The following is a 23,353-nucleotide window of genomic DNA, read 5'->3' on the forward strand; positions in this document are numbered from 1 at the left end:
TGAAAAAACCTCTATATTTGTTAGTCTTAGATCATGAGTGATATTTTTCCAAAAGGATCGGCATGGATGAATGAGGAATTCATTCGACTTTCTGAAGCAAAAATTCCTATTTTAGATTGGGGTTTTTTAAGATCTGACGCAACATATGACGTTGTCCATGTTTGGAAGGGTAGATTTTTTCAATTAGATAAACATATTGATCGTTTCTTTAAATCAACAGAAAAACTCAGAATGCCATGCAGCCTTAGTCGTGAAGAAATAAAAAGAATATTAGCAGGCTGTGTTAAAAAAGCTGATCTTGAAGATTCTTATGTTGAAATGATACAAACAAGAGGAATGTCTCCAAATTTTGTTAGAGATCCTCGTAAAGCGACACCACGTTTTATGGCTTTTGCAGTACCCTTTGGTTGGATACTTAGGCCAGAAGATTTTGAAAAAGGATTAGATGTATATTTGACTGATATAACAAGAATTCCCCCAAGTTCAATTGATCCAACTATTAAAAATTATCATTGGATGGATTTAGTTACAGGTATGCTTGATGCTTATGAGAGAGGACATCATACTGCTTTATTGGTAGATGAGGATAACAATATATCTGAAGGCCCAGGCTTTAATATTTTTTCTGTTGATGAAAATGGAATTAATACACCAGACCATGGGGTGTTAGAAGGTATCACAAGACAAACGGTTTTTGATTTAGCAAAAGAACTAAATATTAACGTTAATAAAAAATCTATAACTATTGAAATGTTAAAATCATCTGAAGAATTATTTGCAACCTCAACAGCTGGAGGGGTAATGCCAATAACAAAAGTAAGTGGGGAAAATATTAAACAAGGAACAGTAGGGGATGTTACAAGAAAAATTCACAAACTCTATTGGGATAAGCATTTTGATTCTGAGTGGAGTACATCTATAAATGACCTATTATAAAAAATGAAAAAACTTTTAGCGATCGTGGTTTTGTGAATTTATAAGAAATAAAGTTTATCACCTTCATCTATATCTTCTGTAACCCCAATATCTAGATTTCGGTTTTCTACATGTGTTACAAACATTTCCATATTTAGTTTTTAAAGTTTCATCTCTAAAATCTTGTAATTCTTTGACTTTTTCACAAGTTTTACAATATCTACTATCTTTTGAAGCAATAGATTTAGCAGTTTTAATAATTCTTTGTCTTATAGTATTTGTGTCATCATTTTTACAAGCATCAAATAAAGCTTTACTTAAGAAAGTAACTGGATCATCTAGATCGTTTATTAAAAAAAAAGATAAGGAATATTACTAGAAATAAAGACGGTACATGAAGTTAACTGAGACTACCGTTAAGATAATAACTAGTAAGTATAGGGAAATATAATCTTTTGGAGTTAACATGGTTTATAAATACTAGACTTACTAGGAACTTGCGAGCTTCTTTTTAGGATCATAGAAAGGTTTTTCAACAACCGTTGCTTTAATGATTTTGTCATTCATTTTAACATCAAGCACTGTACCAATCTCTGAATTGTCAATTAAAACCATTGCAAGGGCTATGTTTTGTTTTAATCTCGGTGAGTAAACTGCAGAAGTAATTTTACCAACTACTTTATTGTCTTTTAAGATTTCCCAAAAGGTAGTGTTAGGTCCAGTTAAAGGATCACAATCCAAGATAACTCCAACTTGCTTTCTTTTAATGCCATCAGTATTTATTTTTTGTAACGCATCTTTACCAATAAAGTTTATATTGGTATCAAGGTTAACTAACCTTCCTAGATTTAGTTCATAAGGGTTCGTGTTAATATCAGCATCAGCATGGTATGATAACATTCCACCTTCAATACGTCTAATAGATGATGTGTGACCTGGTTTTAATCCATGAGGTTTACCAGCTGCCATTATCTTTTCCCATAACTCATCTCCTTTATAACCATCTCTTAAGTATAATTCATATCCAAGCTCACTTGACCAGCCGGTACGTGATACAATTAAAGGAATGCCGTCTAAATCTAATTCACGTAACCAATAATATTTAAGATCATTAATACTTTCACCAAATAAAGCCTCCATAATTTTTCCAGAGTTTGGTCCTTGTAATTGAAGAGGGGAGACATCGGGTTCGATAATTTTAACATCAAGGTTTGAATTTACTGCAACTCCTTGTGCCCATAATAAAATATCACTATCTGCAAGAGACAACCAATAATGGTTTTCTTTTAATCTTAATAAAACTGGATCATTTAAAATCCCACCCTCATTGTTTACAATTAAAACATATTTACATTGCCCAACAGCAAGTTTTGATAAGTCTCTTGGTGTTAAGAGTTGAATAAATTTAGTAGCATCTGGTCCAGTAATTTCAACTTGTCGCTCAACTGCAACATCACATAAAATTGCTTCATTAACTAAATTCCAAAAGTTTTGCTCAGGAGATCCAAAGTCGCGAGGAATGTACATGTGATTATAAACTGAAAAACCTGTTGCACCCCATTTAACTGTTGAGTTAAAGTAAGGAGATTTTCTAATTTGTGTTCCAAAACCGAAATTTTTCTTATTTTCCATTTTTGAAATCTATTAATTATTTATTTATTTGAAAAGCTTTATTTCTTATTTTTCGCAAGCAATTGTTGCAAATTCAGTTAGTTGTTGAATTTCATCAGGCTCTTTACTAAAGACTTCATCCATCTGTTCGTTGTTGAATTTTGCGCTTAATTTATCAACAGTACACTGGCAGTATATTTTAGCGCCATCTGTACCAATGTATTGCTTAGAGTTAGTGTAACAACCAATGTACAATTCCTTCTCGTATTCAGGGCTTAGAGCATGACTTTTAGAGGTAAAAAGGAGGATAAAGATTAGTAAGTATTTATATTTTTTGATCATACTCGCCAACTTTTCCAGTTTTTTGTAAAAGGTCATCAATAAAATCAAAGATCTTTTTCTTTCTTTGATCTGAAGTTGGGCTTTCTGTAACGATTACAAGAGATGGTTTATTTGATGAGGCTCTAATTAATCCCCATGAACCATCTTTAAAAGAAAATCTGATACCATTAACAGTTAGTACTTCACTAATCTCTTGGTCGTCAATTTTATTTTTATTATCTTTAATTTCATTTACTTGCTTAACAAGTTCTTCAACTACTTGATATTTCTCTTCATCTTTACAATATGGAGCCATTGTTGGTGTTTGAAAAGTATTAGGGATTTCTTTTATAATCTCATGCATAGATTTATTTTGATTATCTAATAGATGACACACATGAATTGCTGAATTAATTCCATCGTCATAACCAAAACCCAATGGTTGATTAAAGAAAAAGTGACCACTTTTCTCAAATCCAGCTAAAGCTTTCTCAGTATTAACTTTTCTTTTAATGTGTGAGTGACCTGTCTTCCAATAAATTGTTTCACAGTCATTATCCGCTAAAACTTTATCAGTTGCGTATAATCCAGTTGATTTAACATCAACAATAAACTTAGAACCTTTATGAGTTTTAGATAAGTTTCTTGCAATCAATAAGCCAATTTTATCAGAGAATATTTCGTTCCCTGTATTATCAATCACACCAACTCTATCACCATCACCATCAAAACCAAAACCAATATCTGCGTTATTATCTTTAACAGCTTTCGCTATTGCATGTAACATCTCTAAATCTTCTGGATTTGGATTATATTTTGGAAACGTCCAGTCAAGATCACAATCTAATTCTATTACTTCACAACCAATACCTCTTAAAATTTCAGGTGCAAATATTCCAGCTGTTCCATTACCACAAGCAACAACTGCTTTAATTTTTTTTTTGATCTTGTTTTTATTTATTAAATCATCTTTATAAATTTGTTGAAAACCTTCTATTTTTTTTTCACTACCTTCACCTTTTATGAAATTTTCATTTAAAGTAATCTCTTTTAATTCTTTCATCTCTTCTGGTGCATGGGTTAAACCTTTTTTGATACCCATTTTAACTCCAGTCCAACCATTTTCATTATGACTAGCGGTAACCATTGCAACAGCGTCAGCATCTAAATTAAATTGTGCAAAGTAAACAGTAGGAGATAACGACAAGCCTATGTCTTCAATATTACATCCTGTTGAAAGTAGTCCTTTTTTAAGGGCAGTTTTTATTTCCTCGCTATAAGATCTATAGTCGTGACCCACAATTACTCTTGGATTATTTTTTTTTGTATGTTTTATAATTTGAGTACCTAAACCTTTACCCAGATTCTCTATTCCCAGTTGGTTTATATCCTTCTCATACAGCCATCTCGCGTCATACTCTCTAAAACCGTAGGGATCTATTTTTAATTTTGTTGTCATTACTTATGTTTCATACATTTATTTTAATTTTTTTATTGTTTTTTTTTTCATATGTTCTATAAATGTTCTGTTGAACAATGATTTATATAGTGTATCAATGCTTATTGCATACAACATGTAGTTGTTTTGTAAAAAATAAACTAAAATTTTAAAAACTTATGAATAAAATACTATCACAGGCACTCAAGAAAGCTGTCTCCGAATATAGCCCTGATAATAGAGAATTAACTAAAGAAAAAAGACCAGATTTATTTTCATTAAGCAACGAAACAGAACTATTTCAGAACGAAAAAGGAATTATTATTAAGATCGACAGATCAAGAGATTCAAAATTAACAGATTTTGGTAGAGCAACTTTAAAAGATAGATACTTAGGTCACAACGAATCTTATCAAGATTTATTTGCACGTGTCGCAAGTTCATATGCGGATGACAATTTGCATGCTCAAAGAATTTATAACTACATCAGTAATTTATGGTTTATGCCAGCAACTCCAGTTTTATCAAATGGTGGAACAAAAAGAGGTTTGCCAATTTCATGTTTTTTAAATGAAGCATCAGATAGCTTGAATGGAATACTTGATCTATGGAGTGAAAATGTTTGGTTAGCTGCCAAAGGTGGTGGAATTGGAAGTTATTGGGGAAACCTTAGATCTATTGGAGAAAAAATTGGTAAAGTTGGAAAGACATCTGGAATAATTCCATTTATTAAAGTTATGGATTCTTTAACGATGGCAATTAGTCAAGGCTCATTAAGAAGAGGGTCTGCTGCATGTTATCTTCCGATTGAGCATCCTGAAATTGAAGAATTTATTGAAATGAGAAGACCCACAGGTGGTGATCCGAATAGAAAAGCTTTAAACCTTCATCACGGTGTTTTAGTATCAGATGCATTTATGCGAGCTGTCGAAACAGATGAGCAGTGGGCATTGAAAAGTCCTGCTGATGGAACTGTTCAACAAACTATTTCGGCAAGAAATTTATGGATTAGATTATTGACTGCAAGAATTGAAACGGGTGAGCCTTATATTATTTACATCGATACTGTTAACAGACAAATTCCACAACATCACAAACTTGCAAACTTAACTGTTAAAACGTCTAATCTTTGTAGTGAAATAACTTTGCCTACTGGAATAGATAAAAATGGAAGAGACAGAACGGCTGTTTGTTGTCTTTCATCTTTAAACTTAGAAAAGTACGATGAATGGAAAGATGATAAAGTTATGATTAATGATGTTATGAGATTTTTAGATAACGTATTAACAGATTTTATTGAAAGAGCCCCTGAACAATTTGATGATGCAAAATATTCTGCTGAAAAAGAAAGAAGTGTTGGTTTAGGTGTTATGGGTTTCCATTCTTATTTACAACAACACAATATTCCACTGGAGTCAGTAATGAGCAAAGCTTGGAATAAAAAAATATTTAAACACATTCAAGAAAATGTTGATAAGGCTTCTAAAGATTTGGCAGATGAAAGAGGGCCGTGCCCAGATGCTGCTGATTATGGTTATAATGAAAGATTTTCTAATAAAACAGCTATTGCACCAACAGCTTCTATTTCTATTATCTGTGGTGGAGCCTCACCAGGAGTAGAGCCAGTTGCAGCTAATAGCTACACGCACAAAACTCTTTCTGGGTCTTTTAATGTTAGAAATAGATATTTAGTTGAACTATTGGAGAAACATGGAAAAAATACAGAAGAAGTATGGTCTGGAATTACTACAAATGAAGGTTCCGTTTCTCATTTAGATTTTTTAACTGATTTAGAAAAAGATGTTTTTAAAACAGCATTTGAATTAGATCAAAAATGGATCATTGAATTAAGTGGAGATAGAACACCTTTTATATCACAAGCTCAATCAATCAACTTATTTGTACCTGCGGATATTCATAAAAGAGAACTACATAAAATTCATTTTGATGCTTGGAAAAAAGGTTTAAAGAGTCTTTACTACTGTAGATCAAAATCAATTCAGCGTGCAGAAAATGTCAACGATGCTAAAGCAACAGATGTTATTGCTAATGTCTATAAATCAAAACCAAAAACAACCGAACAACCAGAATACGAGGAGTGCCTATCATGTCAGTAGAAAAAATGGAGCCAAAAATTGTTCAACCAGAAAAAAAAGAAATAGTTCAACCACAAAAAATGGGTTTATTGGTTGAAAACCCAGTTTATAAACCATTTAGATACCCATGGTGTTATGATGCGTGGTTAACACAACAAAGAATTCACTGGTTACCTGAGGAAGTACCACTTGGTGATGATGTTAGAGATTGGCAAAAAAATTTAACACAGTCTGAAAAAAATTTATTAACTCAAATTTTTAGATTTTTCACTCAAGCTGATGTGGAAGTGCAAAATTGCTATTTAAGACATTATACAACTGTATTTAAACCAACAGAAGTATTAATGATGATGACGGCTTTTGCTTCAATGGAAACAGTTCACATTGCTGCATACTCTCATTTGCTCGATACTATTGGAATGCCCGAGTCAGAATATTCAGCGTTCATGAAGTATAAAGAGATGAAAGATAAGTACGACTACATGCAAAATTTTGATATGAGTTCAAAAAAAGATATTGCATTAACAGTGGCGGTATTTAGTGCATTTACCGAAGGTTTACAATTGTTTGCAAGTTTTGCAATCTTACTTAACTTTCCAAGACACAATAAAATGAAGGGTATGGGTCAGATTGTTACTTGGTCTGTAAGAGATGAAACTCTTCATTGCAATTCTATGATCCGGTTATTCAAAGAGTTCATTCATGAGAACCCAGAAATTTGGAACCCTGAATTAAAAAAAGAACTTTATAAAGCATGTAGAACAATCATAGAGCATGAAGATGCTTTTATTGATTTAGCTTTTGAAATGGGTCCAATGGAAGGTCTTACTGCCGAAGAAGTAAAACTATACATAAGATTTATTGCGAATAGAAGATTGTCTCAACTTGGATTAGAACCAATTTACGATGTGGAAAAAAACCCACTTACTTGGTTGGATTCTATGTTGAATGCAGTAGAGCACATGAATTTCTTTGAAGGACGTTCAACTGAATACTCTAAAGCATCTACTCAAGGAACTTGGACAGAAGCTTTTAGTTAATCTTTTGAAATATAAAAAATATTTTAGGAAAACTAGCCTGAAGCAAAAGGGTATTGGGGAGCATTTTCTTAATGAAATAGCATCTAAAAAACCCAAAAACTTTATTGAGATTGGTGTTTTTCACGGTGTTACTGCAAGAAATGTCTGTGAACTTCTTTATAGCATTCATAAAGATGACTTTAAATACGTAGGCTTAGACTTGTTTGGTGAAAGTGTTGAAAACATTAGTGAAATTATTCCAAACACAAAATTTAACAATCCATTAAAAAAAATCTATTTTGAGTATATTCTTAGAAAAGACCCATACTCCATAGAAGCTGTATCGGATCTTCTAAAAAAATTTGAAAAGAATACTCACTTGATTAAAGGAAACTCTAATGAATTGTTAAAAAAAATTGATATGTCTAAAATTGATTATGTTTTTTTAGATGGTGGTCACGCCTACGAAACTGTTAAAAATGATTTGTATTATTCAAAAGCAGCTTTAGATAATAATGGGACGATTCTATGTGATGATTACAATTTAAGTTATGCACCTGGCGTTAAAAAAGCAATTGATGAGTTTATTCTCGATAACAATTTTAAACATGAAATTATTCATGAACGATTTGCAAAAATAGAAAAAAATTAAATTTTACCTTTGATTTAACTGTATAACTTTTCTGTGTTTACTACCTTTATAGCTAGCAAGAGGTCTAATCAATTTATTAGCAGCATGTTGTTCCATTATATGAGCTGACCAACCAGTAATTCTCGAGATTACAAATATAGGAGTAAAGAAATCAGTGTCAAAACCCATTAAGTGGTAAGTAGGTCCAGTTGGGTAATCTACATTCGGATAAATATTTTTTTCTTTAATCATTACTTTTTCAACAATATCGTATATTTTTTCAAATGTTTTATCTTTTTTAATAATGGCAACTCTTTTAAAATATTCTCTCATAGTAGGAACTCTTGAGTCTCCACTTTTGTAAACTCTGTGACCAAATCCCATTACTACATCTTTATTTTTTAAAGCATTATTAATCCATTTTAATGCGTTCTCAGGTTTCTTAATTTTTTTCATCATATGCATCACTTCTTCATTTGCACCACCATGAAGAGGACCCTTTAAACTTGCAATAGCACCTGTTATTGCCCCATGGATATCAGACAAACTACTTGTGATAGTTCTAGCAGTGAAAGTTGATACGTTAAAACTATGTTCTGCGTATAGAATCAAAGATACATCAAAAGCTTTAACAATTTCTTTATTAGGAACTTTTCCAAAGCACATATGGAAAAAATTTTCAGAAAAACAAAATTTTTTCTTTGGAGCTATAATTTTTTTTCCTTTTCTAAGTCTATAAAAGGCAGCTAGTGCTGTTGGAGTTTTTGCAAAAATTCTAATTGCTTTTCTTAAATTAGCTTTAGGAGAGTTGTCTTTAGTTTCTTTATCTTCAAGACCCATAACACTGACAACTGTTCTTGCAACATCCATGGGGTGAGATTTTTTAGGAATCTGTTTCAAAATGTTTATTAAATTTTTTGATAAAGTTATTCCTTTAGATAGCTCTTTTCTAAATTCTTTCAGTTGTTTTTTATTAGGTAATTCTTTATTTAAAATTAAGTACGCAACTTCTTCAAAATCACATCTAGCACATAAGTCTTGAGCGGCGTACCCCCTATAAGTAAGAGAGTTAATTTCTGGCATAACTTTTGAAATTTCAGTTTCATCAACAACAATACCTAGTAAACCTTTTTTTATATCATCACCCATTATTCATGTCCTTCCGTACTAAAGTTATAAATTTTTTCATCTAATGAGTTGTATTTTTCATACTCCACCAACTCATAAAGTCTTTTTCTAGTTTGCATTTTATCAATAATATTATTTTGATGTCCATTCACAAATATGTCACGAAGGCCATCTTCTACATTTTTCATAGCTAACCTTTGCGTTGTTACGGGATAAATTACGATATTGTAACCAAAATTTTCTAACTCTTTGAAATTAAATAGTTTAGACTTTCCAAATTCTGTCATATTAGCCAATAGGTAACACGATAGTTCTTTTCTAACTTTCTCAAAATCCTTCTCATCTTGAAGAGCCTCTGGGAAGATAATTTCAGCTCCAGCGTCTACGTAGGCTTTACATCTATCAATCATTTTGTCTATTCCCTCAACACCTTTAGCATCAGATCTTGCTATAATTTTAAAATTTTCATCTTGCTTGGCTGCAACACATTCTTTGATTTTTTTAACCATTGCCTCTGTTGAAATTAATTCTTTGTTATCCAAGTGACCACATCTTTTACGTTCTACTTGATCTTCTAAATGCACCGCTGATATTCCAAATTCTTCAAAGGTTTTAATAGTTTCTTCACAAGATTTAAAACCAGTATCGATATCAACAATTGTAGGTAAACTGGTTACTCTTGATATCAAATAAGATCTAGTACTAACATCTTGAAGTGTGGTCAAGCCTATATCTGGGAAACCTAAATCATTTGCCATAACACCACCCGATACGTAAACAGCATCATAACCGATTTCCTCAATTAGTTTTGCTGTTAATGGGTTATAAGCACCTGGAACTCTTAAAATTTTATTTGTTTTTAATTTATTAACAAAGTCAGCTCTTTTTTGACTAGGCTCTTTATCTACAAAATGCATTAAAAAATTCCTTGTTTTGTGTTTTTCTTTATTTGACTTCTTTTGAGCTGAATATTTAATTTACCTAATTCTCCAGCTTTCAAGTTTTTAAGATTTTGAACGACTTTTAAGAAACGAGCACTTTCTTTTTTATCTAGAATGCCATCTGTTAGGGTTAAAAACTTATTTATATAATTTTGTCTTTTAAATGGACGTGCTCCATAGGGGTGAGCATCTGCTCTATCCAATTGTTCTGTAATCTTTTTACCATTGTTTAAAGTAACCACAACTTTTGCTCCAAAGGATTTATTTCTTGGATTAGGATCGTGATATTTTTTGGTCCATTTTTTATCTTCAAAAGTAGTAATGGATTTCCAAATTTTTATAGTACTTTTTTTATTAGCTCTTTGCTTGCTATACGATTTAACATGGTGCCAATCTGCATCTTCAAGGGCTACTGCAAAAATGTACATGATGGAATGATCCAGTGTTTCTCGGCTTGCATTTGGATCCATTTTTTGCGGATCGTTTGCACCAGTTCCAATTACGTAATGAGTGTGATGACTTGTGTAAATATCAATTTTTTTAATTTGATTTAAATGGGGAATTTTTTTATTAAGTTTTTTAGCAATATCTATCAATGCTTGAGATTGGTATTCAGCTGAATATTCTTTCGTATAAGTTTCTAGTATCGCTTTTTTTGATTCTTTTTTCTTTGGAAGAGGCACATTGTATAAAGCTTTTTTACCATCCAATATTCTAGCAATAACACTATCTTCTCCTTCATAAATTGGACTTGGAGCACCTTCACCACGCATTGATCTGTCAATTGCTTCAATTGCAAGTTTGCCAGCATGAGCAGGGGCATAAGCTTTCCAACTAGAGATTTCACCTTTTCTGGATTGTCTTGTAGAAACGGTTGTATGTAATGCCTGCTGAACTGCTTGGTAAATTGTTTCAGTGTTCAACTTTAACATTGCTCCTAAACCCGCTGCAACACTAGGTCCTAAGTGTGCAATATGATCTATTTTATGTTTGTGCAAACATATACCTTTAACTAAATCAACTTGAACTTCATAACCTGTAATAATTCCTCTTAATAAATCTATTCCACTTTTTCTAGTTTGTTGAGCTACACTTAAAATAGGTGGAATATTATCTCCAGGATGACTGTAGTCTTCTGCTAAAAAAGTATCATGGAAATCAAGCTCTCTAACAGCTGTTCCATTTGACCAAGCGGCCCACTCGCAATCAAATTTTAATTTTGAATCGATACCAAATAAATTTGCACCATTTTTTCTAGGATGTTTTAGAGCCATTTCTCTTGAAGAAATAACAGCTTTTCTGTTTAAAGAAGCAATTGCAACTGAAGCATTATCAATTATTCTATTAATAACCATTTCAATAGCTGCTTTATCTAACTTTGCATTATCAGAAGCTATCTCAGCAATTTTCCATGCTAATTGATTCTTCTTAGGTAAATGAATTTTTGATGGGTAAACTTTAACTTTATGCGAAATCATTAGGCCTCTTTAATTATGAGACCTATTAATAGTAAGAAAAAAAATTAAATCAATCTTTTAAGTAGTTTGAAACTATTTTTTCAACACCAATAAAGTCTTTTATTAAATGATTATGGTAAATTTCATTAGAATTTTTTTCTGTATATCCATTTTCTAGTAAAATTACAGGAACAGAGGCTGCTTTAGCGGCGTTTGCATCAGTTTCACTATCTCCAATCATTAAAGATTTTTTAATATCTCCACCTAAGATTTCAATAATATTTGTTATGTGTCTTGGGTCTGGCTTACAATAATCAAACGTATCTGATCCAGCAACATACTCAAAGTAATCATAGATACCTATCTTTTTTAAAAGGTCAATTGCTAAGTGTTCCTGCTTGTTAGTACAAACAGCCATAGAAATATTTTTTTCTTTGCACCATTTTAAAAATTCTTTAACTCCATTTATGAGGGTACTTTGATTAATAATGTTTCTCCCATAATATTCAACAAAGTCTTTAGACATTTTATCTTTAATTTCTTGGTTGGTTACACTTTGATATTCTTTTTTTGCTTGACCCCAAATAGATCTACCAATTAATGCACCAGCACCTTGACCTACTAAGTTTCTGATTTCTTCTGTTGATTTAGTTGGAAAACCGTATTTTTTCATTACATGGTTGTGGGCTCCCATTAAATCAGGTGCTGTATCAACAAGTGTTCCATCAAGATCAAATAAAATTGTGTAATTTTGAGTCATTAATAAAGTATTTTTAAGAAATAAATTGTGAATTAAGATATCTATACACTTAATATAAAAATATTTCCAGATGAAACAAATAAATTCAAAAAGTAATCAAGAAAAACTTCGTAAATTTTTTATTAAGTCAGGAGTAAAGATGATTGGTCCTGAGACAATTTTTTTTTCAAAAGATACAAAGATTGGCAAAAATGTTACCATTAATCCATATGTTGTCATTGGACCGAAAGTTAAAATCGGAAATAATGTAATCATAAATTCATTTTCACATTTAGAAGGTTGTAAAATTAAAAATAAAGTTGAAGTTGGACCTTATGCAAGATTAAGACCGGGTACTATTTTGGAGGAAGATTCAAAAATTGGAAACTTTGTAGAGGTTAAGAAAAGTACAATTGGAAAAAAATCAAAAGTTAATCATTTATCATACATTGGTGATAGCCAATTAGGAAAAGGTGTTAATGTTGGAGCTGGAACAATCACCTGTAATTATGATGGTGAAAAAAAAAATAAAACAAAAATTAAAGATAATGTATTTATAGGCTCAAATTCATCTTTAGTTGCTCCAGTTATACTTGAGGAAAATAGCATTGTTGGAGCTGGCTCTATAATCACAAAAAATGTTAAAAAAAATTCGTTGGCTTTAAGCAGAGCTCTACAAACAGAAATAAAGAATTATAAAAGAAGACAAAAATAATATGTGTGGAATTATAGGAATAGCTAGTAATAAACCGGTGTCATCTGCAATCATTAATTCGCTTAGAAAGTTAGAGTATAGAGGTTATGACTCTGCGGGTATTGCAACCCTATCAAATGGAATGTTAAATGAAGCTAAATCCGAAGGTCGTGTTGATATTTTAGAAAAAAATCTAGCTGTTAAAAATATGCTGGGATCAATTGGAATTGGGCATGTGAGATGGGCAACCCATGGAGTGCCCAATACTCTTAATGCACATCCTCATTCATCTAAAAATGTATCAGTAGTCCATAATGGTATTATTGAAAATTCTACTCTTTTAAAAAAACATTTAATTAACAAGGGGCATGTATTTAAATCCCAAACGGATACAGAAGTAATAGTCCATTTAATCACAGAATATTTAAAAGAACTTAATTTGAAAGACGCAATTATTAAAACTCTTAAACAGCTTCATGGAAGTTTTGCTTTAGGTGTAATTTTTAAAGATCAACCTGACCTTATAGTGGGTGCAAGAAGAGGATCACCACTTGCGGTTGGTTACGGTCCCAATGAAAATTATCTAGGCTCAGATTCCTATGCTTTAAAATCAATGACTAATAAAATTTCGTATTTAAATGATGGAGAGTTTTGTATTATAAAAAAAGACCAAGTTCATTTTTTTGATGAAGAGGGCTTAAAAGTTAATAAAAAAGTTTTAGAATTATCCTCTAAAGAACAAGACTATGACAAGGGTGACTTCAAACACTTTATGGCAAAAGAAATTGAAGAGCAGCCGACAACATTAAAGAATTGTATAAACGAGTATATTGATGCAATTAATAATGACATTAATATCTATAATTTTCCATGGAATATAAAGGAAATTTCCTCAGTTACATTAATTGGTTGTGGAACCGCTTATCACTCTTGTTTAATGGCAAAATATTGGTTTGAAGAAAATACTACACTTGATGTTACAATTGATATTGCCTCTGAGTTTAGATATCGAAAAAATAGATTTAAAAATGATAATTTGTATATCTTTGTTTCTCAATCAGGTGAAACTGCGGATACTTATGCTGCATTAGATTTATGTAATAAAAATAATATGAAAACCTGCAGTGTGGTCAATGTTATAGAAAGTTCTATTGCAAGAGATTCCAAATTTGTTTTACCTATTCACTGCGGTCCAGAAATTGGTGTAGCATCAACAAAAGCTTTCATGGGTCAAATGCTTGTTCTTTATATTTTAGTATTAAAACTAGGAATTTTGAGAAAAGATTTAGATCAAGATTTATATTTAAATAAGATAAAAGACCTAAAAGCATTACCTAAGTTAGTTGAACAAACTTTATTAACTGAAAGTAAAATTCAACTAGTTTCTAGTTCATTTACCGAAGCTAAAGGCTCGATGTTTTTGGGAAGAGGTTTTTCTTATCCAATAGCATTAGAAGGGGCGCTTAAGTTAAAAGAATTAGCTTATGTTCATGCTGAAGGCTATCCAGCAGGTGAGATGAAACATGGTCCCTTAGCGTTAATTGAAGATGGTATGCCAGTAGTTGTTTTAGCCCCAAGAGATCATTATTATAAAAAAACAATTTCTAACATGCAGGAAGTTATAGCAAGAGGAGCTAAAGTTTTACTGATTACTAATAAAAGTAAAGATGATGTTTTTTCAGAAAATATTTGGGAAACTATATTGGTTGAAAGTACGAACGATGATCTGTTACCATTTTTATTAACAATTCCTTTACAAAAATTAGCTTATTATTCTGCACTTAAAAAAGGATATGACATTGACAAACCACGTAACTTAGCAAAATCTGTAACAGTCGAATAATATTTGTGGATTTATATTTCTATATCTCAAAAATAGCTACACCACTATTAATACCAAGTAATATTCTTATTGTTTTATTGATTATTATTTTTTATTTTGGCTTTATTAGAAATAAAATTTTTTTTAGGAAATTCTTTACTGCTACTTTTATTATTTTTTCAATAATTTCAATTTTCCCAGTGGGTCATAATTTAATATTTTTTTTTCTTGAAAAAAATTATTATTCTTTAAAATTACCAAAAAAAATTGATTATATTTTCGTACCCTCAGGATCATTAAACAGAATTATTTTTGCAATGAATCTTATGAATAACCCCAACTTAAAAGATGTGAAAATTATATATTCTTCAGGTATTGCTTATTTGGATAAAAATAATAGTAATGATTCTGAGACCAATATAACAAAGAATTTGATATTAAATTCTAATATAAGCAACGATAGTATTATTTTTCTATCTGATGCACGAAATACATTTGAAAACTTTAAAAGACTGAATGATTTTTTAATAAAGAAAAACAAAATAGAAAGCAAAATTCTTTTAATTACAGATGCTTATCATATGAATAGATCTGTAATGATGGCTAAAAAATTTAATTTAAACATTTCAAGTTTACCTTCCAGTTATATTACCAAGCAAGACACAGTTGGCTTGATTAATTCATATCAAAATATAAGGATTATTAACAATTTAGGAAAATTTGACTTATTTATTAAAGAATTGATATCAATAAGCTTTTCAAGATTTTTGTAGAGTTGTTAAGCTTATTGAATAATTAATAAATTCTGATAGAACAATTCCTGGTTGTATATGAAAAATTGGAAAATAAGTAGCTGGAGAGATTACCCAGTAAAGCACATTCCGGAATATCCGGATAAGAAAGAATTAGATGGGGTGCTTAATAAGATCAAAGATTTCCCCCCTTTAGTTTTTGCTGGTGAGACAAGACATTTAAAAGAACAATTAGCTCAAGTAGTTGATGGTAATGCATTTTTACTTCAAGGAGGAGATTGTGCGGAAAGTTTTGCAGAATTTCATCCTGATAATATTAGGGATACATTTAAATTAATTCTGCAAATGTCACTTGTGTTAACCTACTCAGCATCTTTACCTGTTATTAAACTTGGTAGAATTGCTGGACAATTTTCTAAACCAAGAAGCTCACCAGTTGAAAATATTGATGGTGTGGAATTACCAAGTTATTTAGGTGACAATATTAACGGTATAGAATTTAATGAAAAATCAAGAATACCCGATCCAAAACGATTGTTTAAAGCATATTCTCAATCAGCATCTACTCTTAATCTTATAAGAGCATTTTCACACGGTGGTTTTGCTGACCTTAAAAAAGTTCATACTTGGAATTTAGGTTTTATCAAAAAAACACCTGCAGGTAAAAAATTTAAAGAATTAGAAGATAAGATTGCAGATGCATTAGCTTTTATGGATGCATGTGGAATTAATTCTGAATTTAATAGAAGATTAAAAACAGTAAACTTTTGGACATCACACGAAGCGTTATTACTTCCATTTGAACAATCTATGACAAGAGTAGATTCTACCACTGGTGAATATCATGCTACGTCTGCTCACTTTGTTTGGATAGGGGATAGAACTAGACAGTTAGATGGTGGACACGTTGAATTTTGTAGAGGAATTGAAAATCCTATTGGAATTAAATGTGGACCAACTCTTAAGAGTGAAGATTTAATTGATCTATGTAATAGAATTAATCCTAAAAATGAAAAAGGTAAAATAACTTTAATTTCAAGATTTGGACATGAAAACGTCGATAAATTTTTACCAAAATTGATTAGAGCAATTAAAAAAGAAGGTTTAAATGTAATTTGGTCATGTGACCCAATGCACGGTAATACAATAAAAGCAACATCTGGATATAAAACTCGTCCATTCAATAATGTTGTTAATGAAGTAAAAAATGTTTTTGAATGTCACCAAAGTGAAGGAAGTTATGCTGGAGGACTGCACATTGAAATGACAGGTCAAGATGTCACGGAATGTACGGGCGGTGCTCAAAAAATATCTGATCAAGATTTATCACACCGATATCACACTCATTGCGACCCAAGACTTAATGCTAATCAAGCTTTAGAATTAGCTTTTTTAATTTCTGATGAAATTAAAAAAAATGCTTCATATTCTAAAAAAAATATTAAAGTTGCATCTTAAAGATTGTATTAAATACGATTTTGTTTAAATTTTAGATAATGAAACAATTAGAAAAAGCTCAATTTATAAGCAATTGGATTAAGAATTACGTAGAAAAAATGCCTAGTAAGGCACAATCTTTAGTCATTGGAATTTCTGGTGGTATAGACTCTTCTGTATCAAGCACCTTAAGTGCAATGACAGGTATAAAAACAATTGTATTATCAATGCCGATTAAACAAAAATCAACACAGCATGATTTAAGTTTAAAACATCAAGAGTGGCTTATTAAAAATTTCAATAACGTTGAGGCACATACACTAAATTTAGACAAGCTGTTTGAAACCTTTGAAAATACCTTGTCTAATTTTGACAGTGAACTTGGGATGGCTAATTCAAAAGCAAGAATTAGAATGACCACACTTTATCAAATAGCTGCTGCTAACAAAGGTATTGTAGTTGGTACAGGAAATAAAGTTGAGGATTTTGGAGTAGGTTTTTACACAAAGTATGGAGATGGGGGTGTAGATATTTCTCCTATTGCTGATTGTAATAAAACAGAAGTTTGGGAAATAGGTAAATCACTCAATATACTAAAAGAGATAATTGAAGCAGCTCCAACAGATGGATTGTGGGAGGATGGTAGAACCGATGAAGGTCAATTAGGGCTTAAATATGCAGAATTAGAAGAGGCAATGAATAATGTTAATTCAATAAATAGAGAGAAATACGAAAAAATAAGAAAGATGAACCTTCATAAAATGGAACCAATCCCCGTTTGCAAGATTCCCAACTAATCTTATAGATTCACAAATCTATAATTAAAGTATAATTCTAAGATAATGAAAATGGATATTTATTTAACAAATAATCTAAGCAACAAAAAAGAAAAATTTGCTCCATTAGATAAAGAAAACATTCGCATGTATGTTTGTGGCCCAACTGTTTATGATAACCCACATATTGGTAACGCAAGACCTCTTGTCATTTTTGACATCTTATACAAAATTTTAAAATCAAAATATGGATATGACAAAATAAATTATGTAAGAAATATTACAGATGTTGACGATAAAATAATTAAATCATCAAAAGAAAAAAAAATTTCTATAACAGAATTAACCAATAATATTATTAAAGATTTTAAAGATGATTGTAATTATTTAAATTTAGATAAACCAAACCATCAACCTAAAGCAACAGATCATATCAATCTTATGATTGAAATGATTTCTTCTTTAATAGCAACCGGTTTTGCTTATGAAGTAAACAACCATGTCTATTTTGAAGTAAGTAAATTTTCTGATTATGGACAACTATCAAATAAAAAATTAGAAGATTTAATTGCAGGATCTAGAGTTGAAATTTCAGAAAATAAAAAAAAACCAGAAGATTTTGTTTTATGGAAACCTTCTAATGATGAGGAGCCTTTTTGGAATTCTCCATGGGGCAAAGGAAGACCTGGTTGGCATTTAGAGTGTTCAGCAATGTCAAAGAAATATTTAGGAGATGTATTTGACATCCATGGGGGAGGAATTGATTTACTTTTTCCACATCACGAAAATGAAATTGCACAATCAAGATGTGCAAATGACACTAAAGTTTTTGCTAATTATTGGATCCACAATGCATTCATTACTGTGTCCAACGAAAAAATGGCTAAATCAACTGGCAACATATTGAAGATAAAAGATTTTAAAGAGAATATTGATGGTCAAGTTTTAAAATTTGCGCTTATGAGTGCTCATTATAAGCAACCGTTAGACTGGAATGAAAAGCTTTTAAACGATTGCCAAAATACTATTGATAAATGGTACGAGGTTTATTTAGAGGCAAATGATAAAATAGTTTTAACCGAAGATATTTTATCTCCGTTATATGATGATTTAAATACACCAGGCTATATAGCAAACCTACATCAACTTTATGACAAAGCTTTAAGAGGTAGCAATGAAGAAAAAAGCTTATTTGTTTTAGCTTGTAATTTCATAGGTATTTTAAATAAAACTAAAAAAGAATGGGTAGAGTTTAAAAAGAAGAAATCATCCATTAATGAAGCTGATATTTTAAAACAGATTGAACTTCGAAATAAAGCAAGAGAAGATAAAGATTATAAGCAGGCTGATTTAATTAGAAAGCAACTTTTGGATAAAGGTGTTTTAATAGAAGATAAAGATGGTAAAACAATTTGGAAACTTAAATGAGTAAAGAACAACTTTTTATATTTGATACAACACTAAGGGATGGTGCTCAAACACAAGGTGTAGACTTTTCTGTAGATGATAAAATAAAGATTGCCTCTGCTTTAGATAATTTAGGTGTTGATTACATAGAAGGAGGTTGGCCAGGAGCTAACCCTACAGATACTGAGTTTTTTCAAAAAAAACATTCATTTATTAATGCTAAACTAACGTCATTTGGTATGACTAAAAAAACTGGCAGAAGCGCCGATAATGATCCAGGATTATCTGTACTTTTAAATTCAAACACACCAGCAGTTTGCATTGTGGGTAAGACTTGGGATTTTCATGTTGATATAGCCCTAGGTATTTCTAATGAAGAAAATTTAGAAAATATAAGAGAGACTGCTAAACATTTTGTTAAAGAAAATAAAGAGTTTATGTTTGATGCAGAGCATTTTTTTGATGGATACAAGGCTAATCAAAGTTACGCTTTATCCTGTCTTAAAGCAGCATTTGATCAGGGTGCTAATTGGATAGTTTTATGTGACACTAATGGTGGTACTTTACCCCATGAAGTTACAAAAATTGTAACAGAAGTTTCTAAAGTTATACCTGGTAAAAAATTAGGCATTCATGCGCACAACGATACTGGTAATGCTGTTGCTAATTCCTTAGCTGCAGTGTGGGCTGGAGTAAGGCAAGTGCAAGGAACTATTAACGGTTTAGGTGAAAGATGTGGAAATGCAAATTTGATGTCATTAATTCCAACCTTTTTTTTAAAAGATGATTTTTCTTCTAAATTTCAATTAAAAATTAAACCAGACAACATTAAAAATTTAACTCAGTGCTCTAGATTGTTAGATGAAATCTTAAATAGAAAACCTAACAAGCATCTACCTTATGTTGGTGCTGCCGCTTTTTCCCACAAAGGGGGTTTACACGTGTCAGCCGTTCAAAAAGATCCAAAAACATATGAACACATTAATCCAGAAGAAGTTGGAAATTCTCGTAATATTGTAGTTTCAGATCAATCAGGGAAATCCAATATAATTTCTAGATTAAAAACTATTGGTATTGAAATAGAAGAAAATGATCCTAAAATTAAAAAGCTTTTAGATGAGGTAAAAGACAGAGAGTTTATTGGTTACAGTTATGATGGAGCTGACGCATCTTTTGAATTATTAGCTAGAAGAATTATTGGTAAAATACCAAGATATATACTGATTAAAGAATATGATGTTTCAGTTAAAAAAAATTCATCAGGAAAAATTATTTCATCTGCAAAAGCACAGCTTGAAGTTGATGGTGAAAAAATCATGTGTATGGGTGAAGGAAACGGTCCAGTAAATGCATTAGATAATGCTATTAGACAAAATGTGGATCGATTGAATAAATATTCAAAATATTTAAAAGACTTAAAATTGGTGGATTATAAAGTTAGAATTTTAAACACGGGTACAGAAGCTATTACTAGAGTTTCAATAGAGAGCACAGACGCAAAGGGTAAGAATTGGTTTACCATTGGTGTATCTGCAAATATAATTGATGCTTCATTTAAAGCATTAGTAGATAGTTTGGACTACAAATTATTTAAAGATAATGCCCCAGCAAGTCTTTAATGGCATTTAATAATATCTCATTTATTTTACATCAACCTCAATTATCTGAAAATATAGGTGCATGCGCTAGAGCTATAAAAAATTTTAACTTCAAAAAACTAGTTATTGTTAAACCTAAGCCAATTTTCCCAAATGATAAAATTCTAGCAACTTCTGTTGGTGCAAAAGATCTAATCGTTAATGCAAAGGTACATGTAACTTTAGAATCTGCTGTAAAAAAAGTAGATTATATTATTGCAACCTCTGCAAGGTTTAGAAACAAAAACATTAAACATATTAAATTAGAAGATTTAAAAAAAATAGATTTTAGCAAAAAGATAGCTTTTTTATTTGGGTCAGAAGCATCTGGTTTATCCAATAATGAGATTAGTTATGCAAATTATACTATGCAAATACCAACCAACCCTGATTTTAAATCATTAAATTTATCTCATAGTGTTATTATTATAGCCCATACAGTAGCTAACATTATCAATTTAAAGGGCACTAAATACGCGAAATCAAAAAAGGTAACTTTAGCCAGCAAGAAGGATGTGCAAGCTATGACAAATTTATGTATTAGTAAATTAGAGGAAAAGAGCTTTTTTAAACCTCTAGAGAAGAGGCCTATTATGCTTGAGAACTTACGTAGTATTTTTTCAAAAATGGAGCTATCTGAGAAAGAAACACGTATTTTATCCAGTGTATTTGCTAGTTTAGCCAAAAAAGGTTGATTGACAAAATAATGAGTAAGTTTATAACCCCAACTATCAAATGACAAAAAGAATAAGTTCTAAACATAAAATAGATAGAAGGTTAAAGATAAACTTATGGGGTAGACCCAAAAGTCCTTTTAATAAAAGAGATTATGGTCCAGGCCAACATGGACAAGGTAGAAAAGGAAAACCGTCTGATTACGGAATTCAGCTTCAAGCTAAACAAAAATTAAAAGGTTATTACGGTAACATTAATGAAAGACAATTCAGAAATATATACAAAAAAGCTGCAATGCAAAAAGGCGATACAGGTGAGAATTTAGTAGGATTACTTGAAAGAAGACTCGATTCAGTTGTATATAGAGCAAGATTTTCAACAACAGTGTTTTCAGCTAGACAACTTATTAATCATGGCCATGTGAAAGTTAATGGTAAAAAAGTTAACATTGCTAGTTATATGGTTAGTGAAGAAGATACGATTGAAATTAGAGATAAATCTAAACAATTAGCGTTTATTGATATTGCCTTAGCAAACAAAGAAAGAGAAACTCCAGAATACATCCTGATGGATGAAAAGAATAAGAAAGTTACATTTGTTAGAACACCTAAGTTTGATGAAGTTCCTTATCCAGTAGTAATGGAACCAAATTTAGTTATTGAATATTATTCTCGTTAATCATTGATTAAGAGATCATCAAAAAAATTTATAGAAGAGACCCTTTCATTTAATGTGGGTTGGAATATCTTAGATATTGGCTGTGGATATAATGCCAACAAATTTGCAAATGTTATTTGTGATGTTCAAGATTTATCAAGTCACTATCCAAATAAAAAATTTACTAAGTTGGTAGAAAAAAAATTACCCTTTAGCAATAAAGAGTTTGACTTTGTTATAGCTAGCCATGTTATGGAACATGTGGAGGACGTTGAATTTTTTATTAAAGAATTAGAGAGAATATCAAAGCAAGGATATATTGAATTACCTACTATGCTTGAAGATAATTTAGTCTTTGAAAATAAAAAAGATCATTTATGGCATATGGATTTTGATGATGTTGAAAGTAAAATATTAATTTCAAAAAAAATTCAATACTTTGAACCTGTATTAACAGTTTCATCAATTAAAAGATTAAATGAAATTTTTAGAAAGTGTTTAGTTTTAGAGTTATTTTGGAAAGATACAATTGACTACAAGATTATTAAAAGTACAGAGAAAAAATTTGATAAAATATCAATTTTAAATTTATTAAAGAAATATTTTTCAAAAAGATTAAGGATGTTTTTTAAATAACTACTTCTTAAAATTAATTTCTTTATCCTCAAGTACTTTTTTGAGTTCACCACTTTCGTACATTTCTTTAACGATGTCACAGCCGCCAATAAATTCACCTTTAATGTAAACTTGTGGAATAGTAGGCCATTCGCTAAATTCTTTTATACCTTCTCTTAAAGATTGAGATTCAAGAACGTTAATTCCTTTATAATTTACTTCTAAAATTTTTAACATGTTGGATATAGTCATAGAAAATCCACATTGAGGAGCATCAGGTGTTCCCTTCATAAATAAACATACTTCGTTTGTATCAATATGACTTTGAATTAAATTTTTGGTTTGATCGTCCATTATTGCTCCTTTGTTTTAATTGCTAATGCGTGTAGTTCGTTGCCCATTTTTCCTTTTAAAGAACTGTACACCATTTTATGTTGTTCAATTTTGCTTTTTCCAGAAAATTCCTTTGATGTAATGGTTGCTGAGTAGTGATTACTATCTCCTGCTAAGTCTTGAATCTCTATTATAGCATCTGGTAAAGCTTCTTTAATAAGTGTTTCAATTTCTTTTATATCCATTGCCATT

Annotated in this window: 24 protein-coding genes; 15 read left to right on the forward strand and 9 right to left on the reverse strand. The window is 30.8% G+C overall.

Features of this window, described 5'->3' with window-relative positions:
• Positions 1-30 precede the first annotated feature (30 nt).
• Both ABXT65_RS02175 and ABXT65_RS02180 read left to right on the forward strand, forming a co-directional pair.
• On the forward strand, positions 31-936 hold the full coding sequence (locus tag ABXT65_RS02175) for an aminotransferase class IV (protein WP_415324199.1): 906 nt from the start codon (positions 31-33) through the stop codon (positions 934-936).
• A 112-nt stretch (positions 937-1,048) separates the two neighbouring features.
• Complete coding sequence (locus ABXT65_RS02180) at positions 1,049-1,294, forward strand: hypothetical protein (RefSeq protein ID WP_415323891.1); 246 nt, start codon at positions 1,049-1,051, stop codon at positions 1,292-1,294.
• 110 nt (positions 1,295-1,404) lie between these two features.
• On the opposite strand, the gene ABXT65_RS02185 is transcribed toward ABXT65_RS02180, so the two are convergent.
• The 3 genes from ABXT65_RS02185 to ABXT65_RS02195 are packed head-to-tail and all read right to left on the reverse strand — an operon-like array spanning position 1,405 to position 4,306.
• Positions 1,405-2,547: a glycine cleavage T C-terminal barrel domain-containing protein gene (locus ABXT65_RS02185; RefSeq protein WP_415323892.1), complete on the reverse strand. Its 1,143-nt coding sequence runs from the start codon at positions 2,545-2,547 to the stop codon at positions 1,405-1,407.
• 45 nt (positions 2,548-2,592) lie between these two features.
• Complete coding sequence (locus ABXT65_RS02190) at positions 2,593-2,868, reverse strand: hypothetical protein (RefSeq protein WP_415323894.1); 276 nt, start codon at positions 2,866-2,868, stop codon at positions 2,593-2,595.
• A complete protein-coding gene (locus ABXT65_RS02195; protein ID WP_415323896.1) occupies positions 2,852-4,306 on the reverse strand; it encodes a phosphomannomutase/phosphoglucomutase in 1,455 nt (484 codons plus the stop codon). The genes ABXT65_RS02190 and ABXT65_RS02195 overlap by 17 nt, the downstream gene beginning before the upstream one ends.
• Before the next feature lie 158 nt (positions 4,307-4,464).
• On the opposite strand from ABXT65_RS02195, the gene ABXT65_RS02200 reads away from it, so the two are divergent.
• The 3 genes from ABXT65_RS02200 to ABXT65_RS02210 are packed head-to-tail and all read left to right on the forward strand — an operon-like array spanning position 4,465 to position 8,052.
• The gene (locus ABXT65_RS02200; RefSeq protein WP_415323897.1) at positions 4,465-6,402 is read left to right on the forward strand and encodes a ribonucleoside-diphosphate reductase subunit alpha; all 1,938 of its coding nucleotides are present in this window, start codon (positions 4,465-4,467) and stop codon (positions 6,400-6,402) included.
• Positions 6,403-6,407: 5 nt separating this feature from the next.
• Positions 6,408-7,421 (forward strand): ribonucleotide-diphosphate reductase subunit beta, encoded by a 1,014-nt coding sequence (locus ABXT65_RS02205; RefSeq protein ID WP_415324200.1) that lies wholly within the window; start codon positions 6,408-6,410, stop codon positions 7,419-7,421.
• Between the two features lie 4 nt (positions 7,422-7,425).
• The gene (locus tag ABXT65_RS02210) at positions 7,426-8,052 is read left to right on the forward strand and encodes a class I SAM-dependent methyltransferase (RefSeq protein WP_415323899.1); all 627 of its coding nucleotides are present in this window, start codon (positions 7,426-7,428) and stop codon (positions 8,050-8,052) included.
• 3 nt (positions 8,053-8,055) lie between these two features.
• Here the strand turns inward: ABXT65_RS02210 and ABXT65_RS02215 are convergent, their stop codons facing one another.
• Genes ABXT65_RS02215 through ABXT65_RS02230 form a run of 4 tightly spaced genes read right to left on the reverse strand, consistent with a single transcriptional unit; the run spans position 8,056 to position 12,317 of the window.
• Positions 8,056-9,180, reverse strand: a complete 1,125-nt coding sequence (locus ABXT65_RS02215; RefSeq protein ID WP_415323901.1) for a bifunctional 2-methylcitrate synthase/citrate synthase — start codon at positions 9,178-9,180, stop codon at positions 8,056-8,058.
• On the reverse strand, positions 9,180-10,076 hold the full coding sequence (gene prpB, locus ABXT65_RS02220; protein ID WP_415323903.1) for a methylisocitrate lyase: 897 nt from the start codon (positions 10,074-10,076) through the stop codon (positions 9,180-9,182). The genes ABXT65_RS02215 and prpB overlap by 1 nt, the downstream gene beginning before the upstream one ends.
• A complete protein-coding gene (locus tag ABXT65_RS02225) occupies positions 10,076-11,578 on the reverse strand; it encodes an MmgE/PrpD family protein (RefSeq protein WP_415323905.1) in 1,503 nt (500 codons plus the stop codon). Before ABXT65_RS02225 ends, prpB begins: the two co-directional genes overlap by 1 nt.
• Before the next feature lie 49 nt (positions 11,579-11,627).
• Complete coding sequence (locus ABXT65_RS02230) at positions 11,628-12,317, reverse strand: HAD-IA family hydrolase (protein ID WP_415323906.1); 690 nt, start codon at positions 12,315-12,317, stop codon at positions 11,628-11,630.
• Positions 12,318-12,387: 70 nt separating this feature from the next.
• Between ABXT65_RS02230 and ABXT65_RS02235 the strand changes: the two genes are divergently transcribed.
• From ABXT65_RS02235 to ABXT65_RS02280, 10 genes are read left to right on the forward strand one after another with little or no spacing between them, the layout of a single operon-like run.
• Positions 12,388-13,011, forward strand: a complete 624-nt coding sequence (locus tag ABXT65_RS02235) for a DapH/DapD/GlmU-related protein (RefSeq protein ID WP_415323908.1) — start codon at positions 12,388-12,390, stop codon at positions 13,009-13,011.
• 1 nt (position 13,012) lies between these two features.
• Complete coding sequence (gene glmS, locus ABXT65_RS02240) at positions 13,013-14,833, forward strand: glutamine--fructose-6-phosphate transaminase (isomerizing) (protein ID WP_415323909.1); 1,821 nt, start codon at positions 13,013-13,015, stop codon at positions 14,831-14,833.
• Positions 14,834-14,838: 5 nt separating this feature from the next.
• Positions 14,839-15,585, forward strand: a complete 747-nt coding sequence (locus tag ABXT65_RS02245; protein ID WP_415323910.1) for a YdcF family protein — start codon at positions 14,839-14,841, stop codon at positions 15,583-15,585.
• 57 nt (positions 15,586-15,642) lie between these two features.
• Positions 15,643-17,022, forward strand: coding sequence for a class II 3-deoxy-7-phosphoheptulonate synthase (locus tag ABXT65_RS02250; protein WP_415323912.1), 1,380 nt, complete (start codon positions 15,643-15,645; stop codon positions 17,020-17,022).
• Between the two features lie 38 nt (positions 17,023-17,060).
• Positions 17,061-17,798, forward strand: coding sequence for an NAD(+) synthase (gene nadE, locus ABXT65_RS02255; RefSeq protein WP_415323914.1), 738 nt, complete (start codon positions 17,061-17,063; stop codon positions 17,796-17,798).
• Between the two features lie 45 nt (positions 17,799-17,843).
• Positions 17,844-19,205, forward strand: a complete 1,362-nt coding sequence (gene cysS / locus ABXT65_RS02260; RefSeq protein ID WP_415323916.1) for a cysteine--tRNA ligase — start codon at positions 17,844-17,846, stop codon at positions 19,203-19,205.
• Entirely contained in the window at positions 19,202-20,803 is a 1,602-nt protein-coding gene (gene cimA / locus ABXT65_RS02265) for a citramalate synthase (protein WP_415323917.1), read from the forward strand. Before cysS ends, cimA begins: the two co-directional genes overlap by 4 nt.
• Positions 20,803-21,516 carry an RNA methyltransferase gene (locus tag ABXT65_RS02270; protein ID WP_415323919.1) on the forward strand — a complete coding sequence of 238 codons (714 nt, stop codon included), beginning with the start codon at positions 20,803-20,805 and terminating at the stop codon, positions 21,514-21,516. Before cimA ends, ABXT65_RS02270 begins: the two co-directional genes overlap by 1 nt.
• A 40-nt stretch (positions 21,517-21,556) precedes the next feature.
• Entirely contained in the window at positions 21,557-22,174 is a 618-nt protein-coding gene (gene rpsD / locus ABXT65_RS02275) for a 30S ribosomal protein S4 (RefSeq protein ID WP_415323921.1), read from the forward strand.
• Positions 22,175-22,177: 3 nt separating this feature from the next.
• A complete protein-coding gene (locus ABXT65_RS02280) occupies positions 22,178-22,789 on the forward strand; it encodes a class I SAM-dependent methyltransferase (protein WP_415323923.1) in 612 nt (203 codons plus the stop codon).
• On the opposite strand, the gene grxD is transcribed toward ABXT65_RS02280, so the two are convergent.
• Both grxD and ABXT65_RS02290 read right to left on the reverse strand, forming a co-directional pair.
• On the reverse strand, positions 22,790-23,122 hold the full coding sequence (grxD, locus tag ABXT65_RS02285) for a Grx4 family monothiol glutaredoxin (RefSeq protein ID WP_415323924.1): 333 nt from the start codon (positions 23,120-23,122) through the stop codon (positions 22,790-22,792).
• A complete protein-coding gene (locus ABXT65_RS02290; RefSeq protein WP_415323926.1) occupies positions 23,122-23,352 on the reverse strand; it encodes a BolA/IbaG family iron-sulfur metabolism protein in 231 nt (76 codons plus the stop codon). The genes grxD and ABXT65_RS02290 overlap by 1 nt, the downstream gene beginning before the upstream one ends.
• Position 23,353 lies beyond the last annotated feature (1 nt).

The organism is Candidatus Pelagibacter sp. Uisw_127 (assembly GCF_047722515.1).
Lineage (GTDB): Bacteria > Pseudomonadota > Alphaproteobacteria > Pelagibacterales > Pelagibacteraceae > Pelagibacter.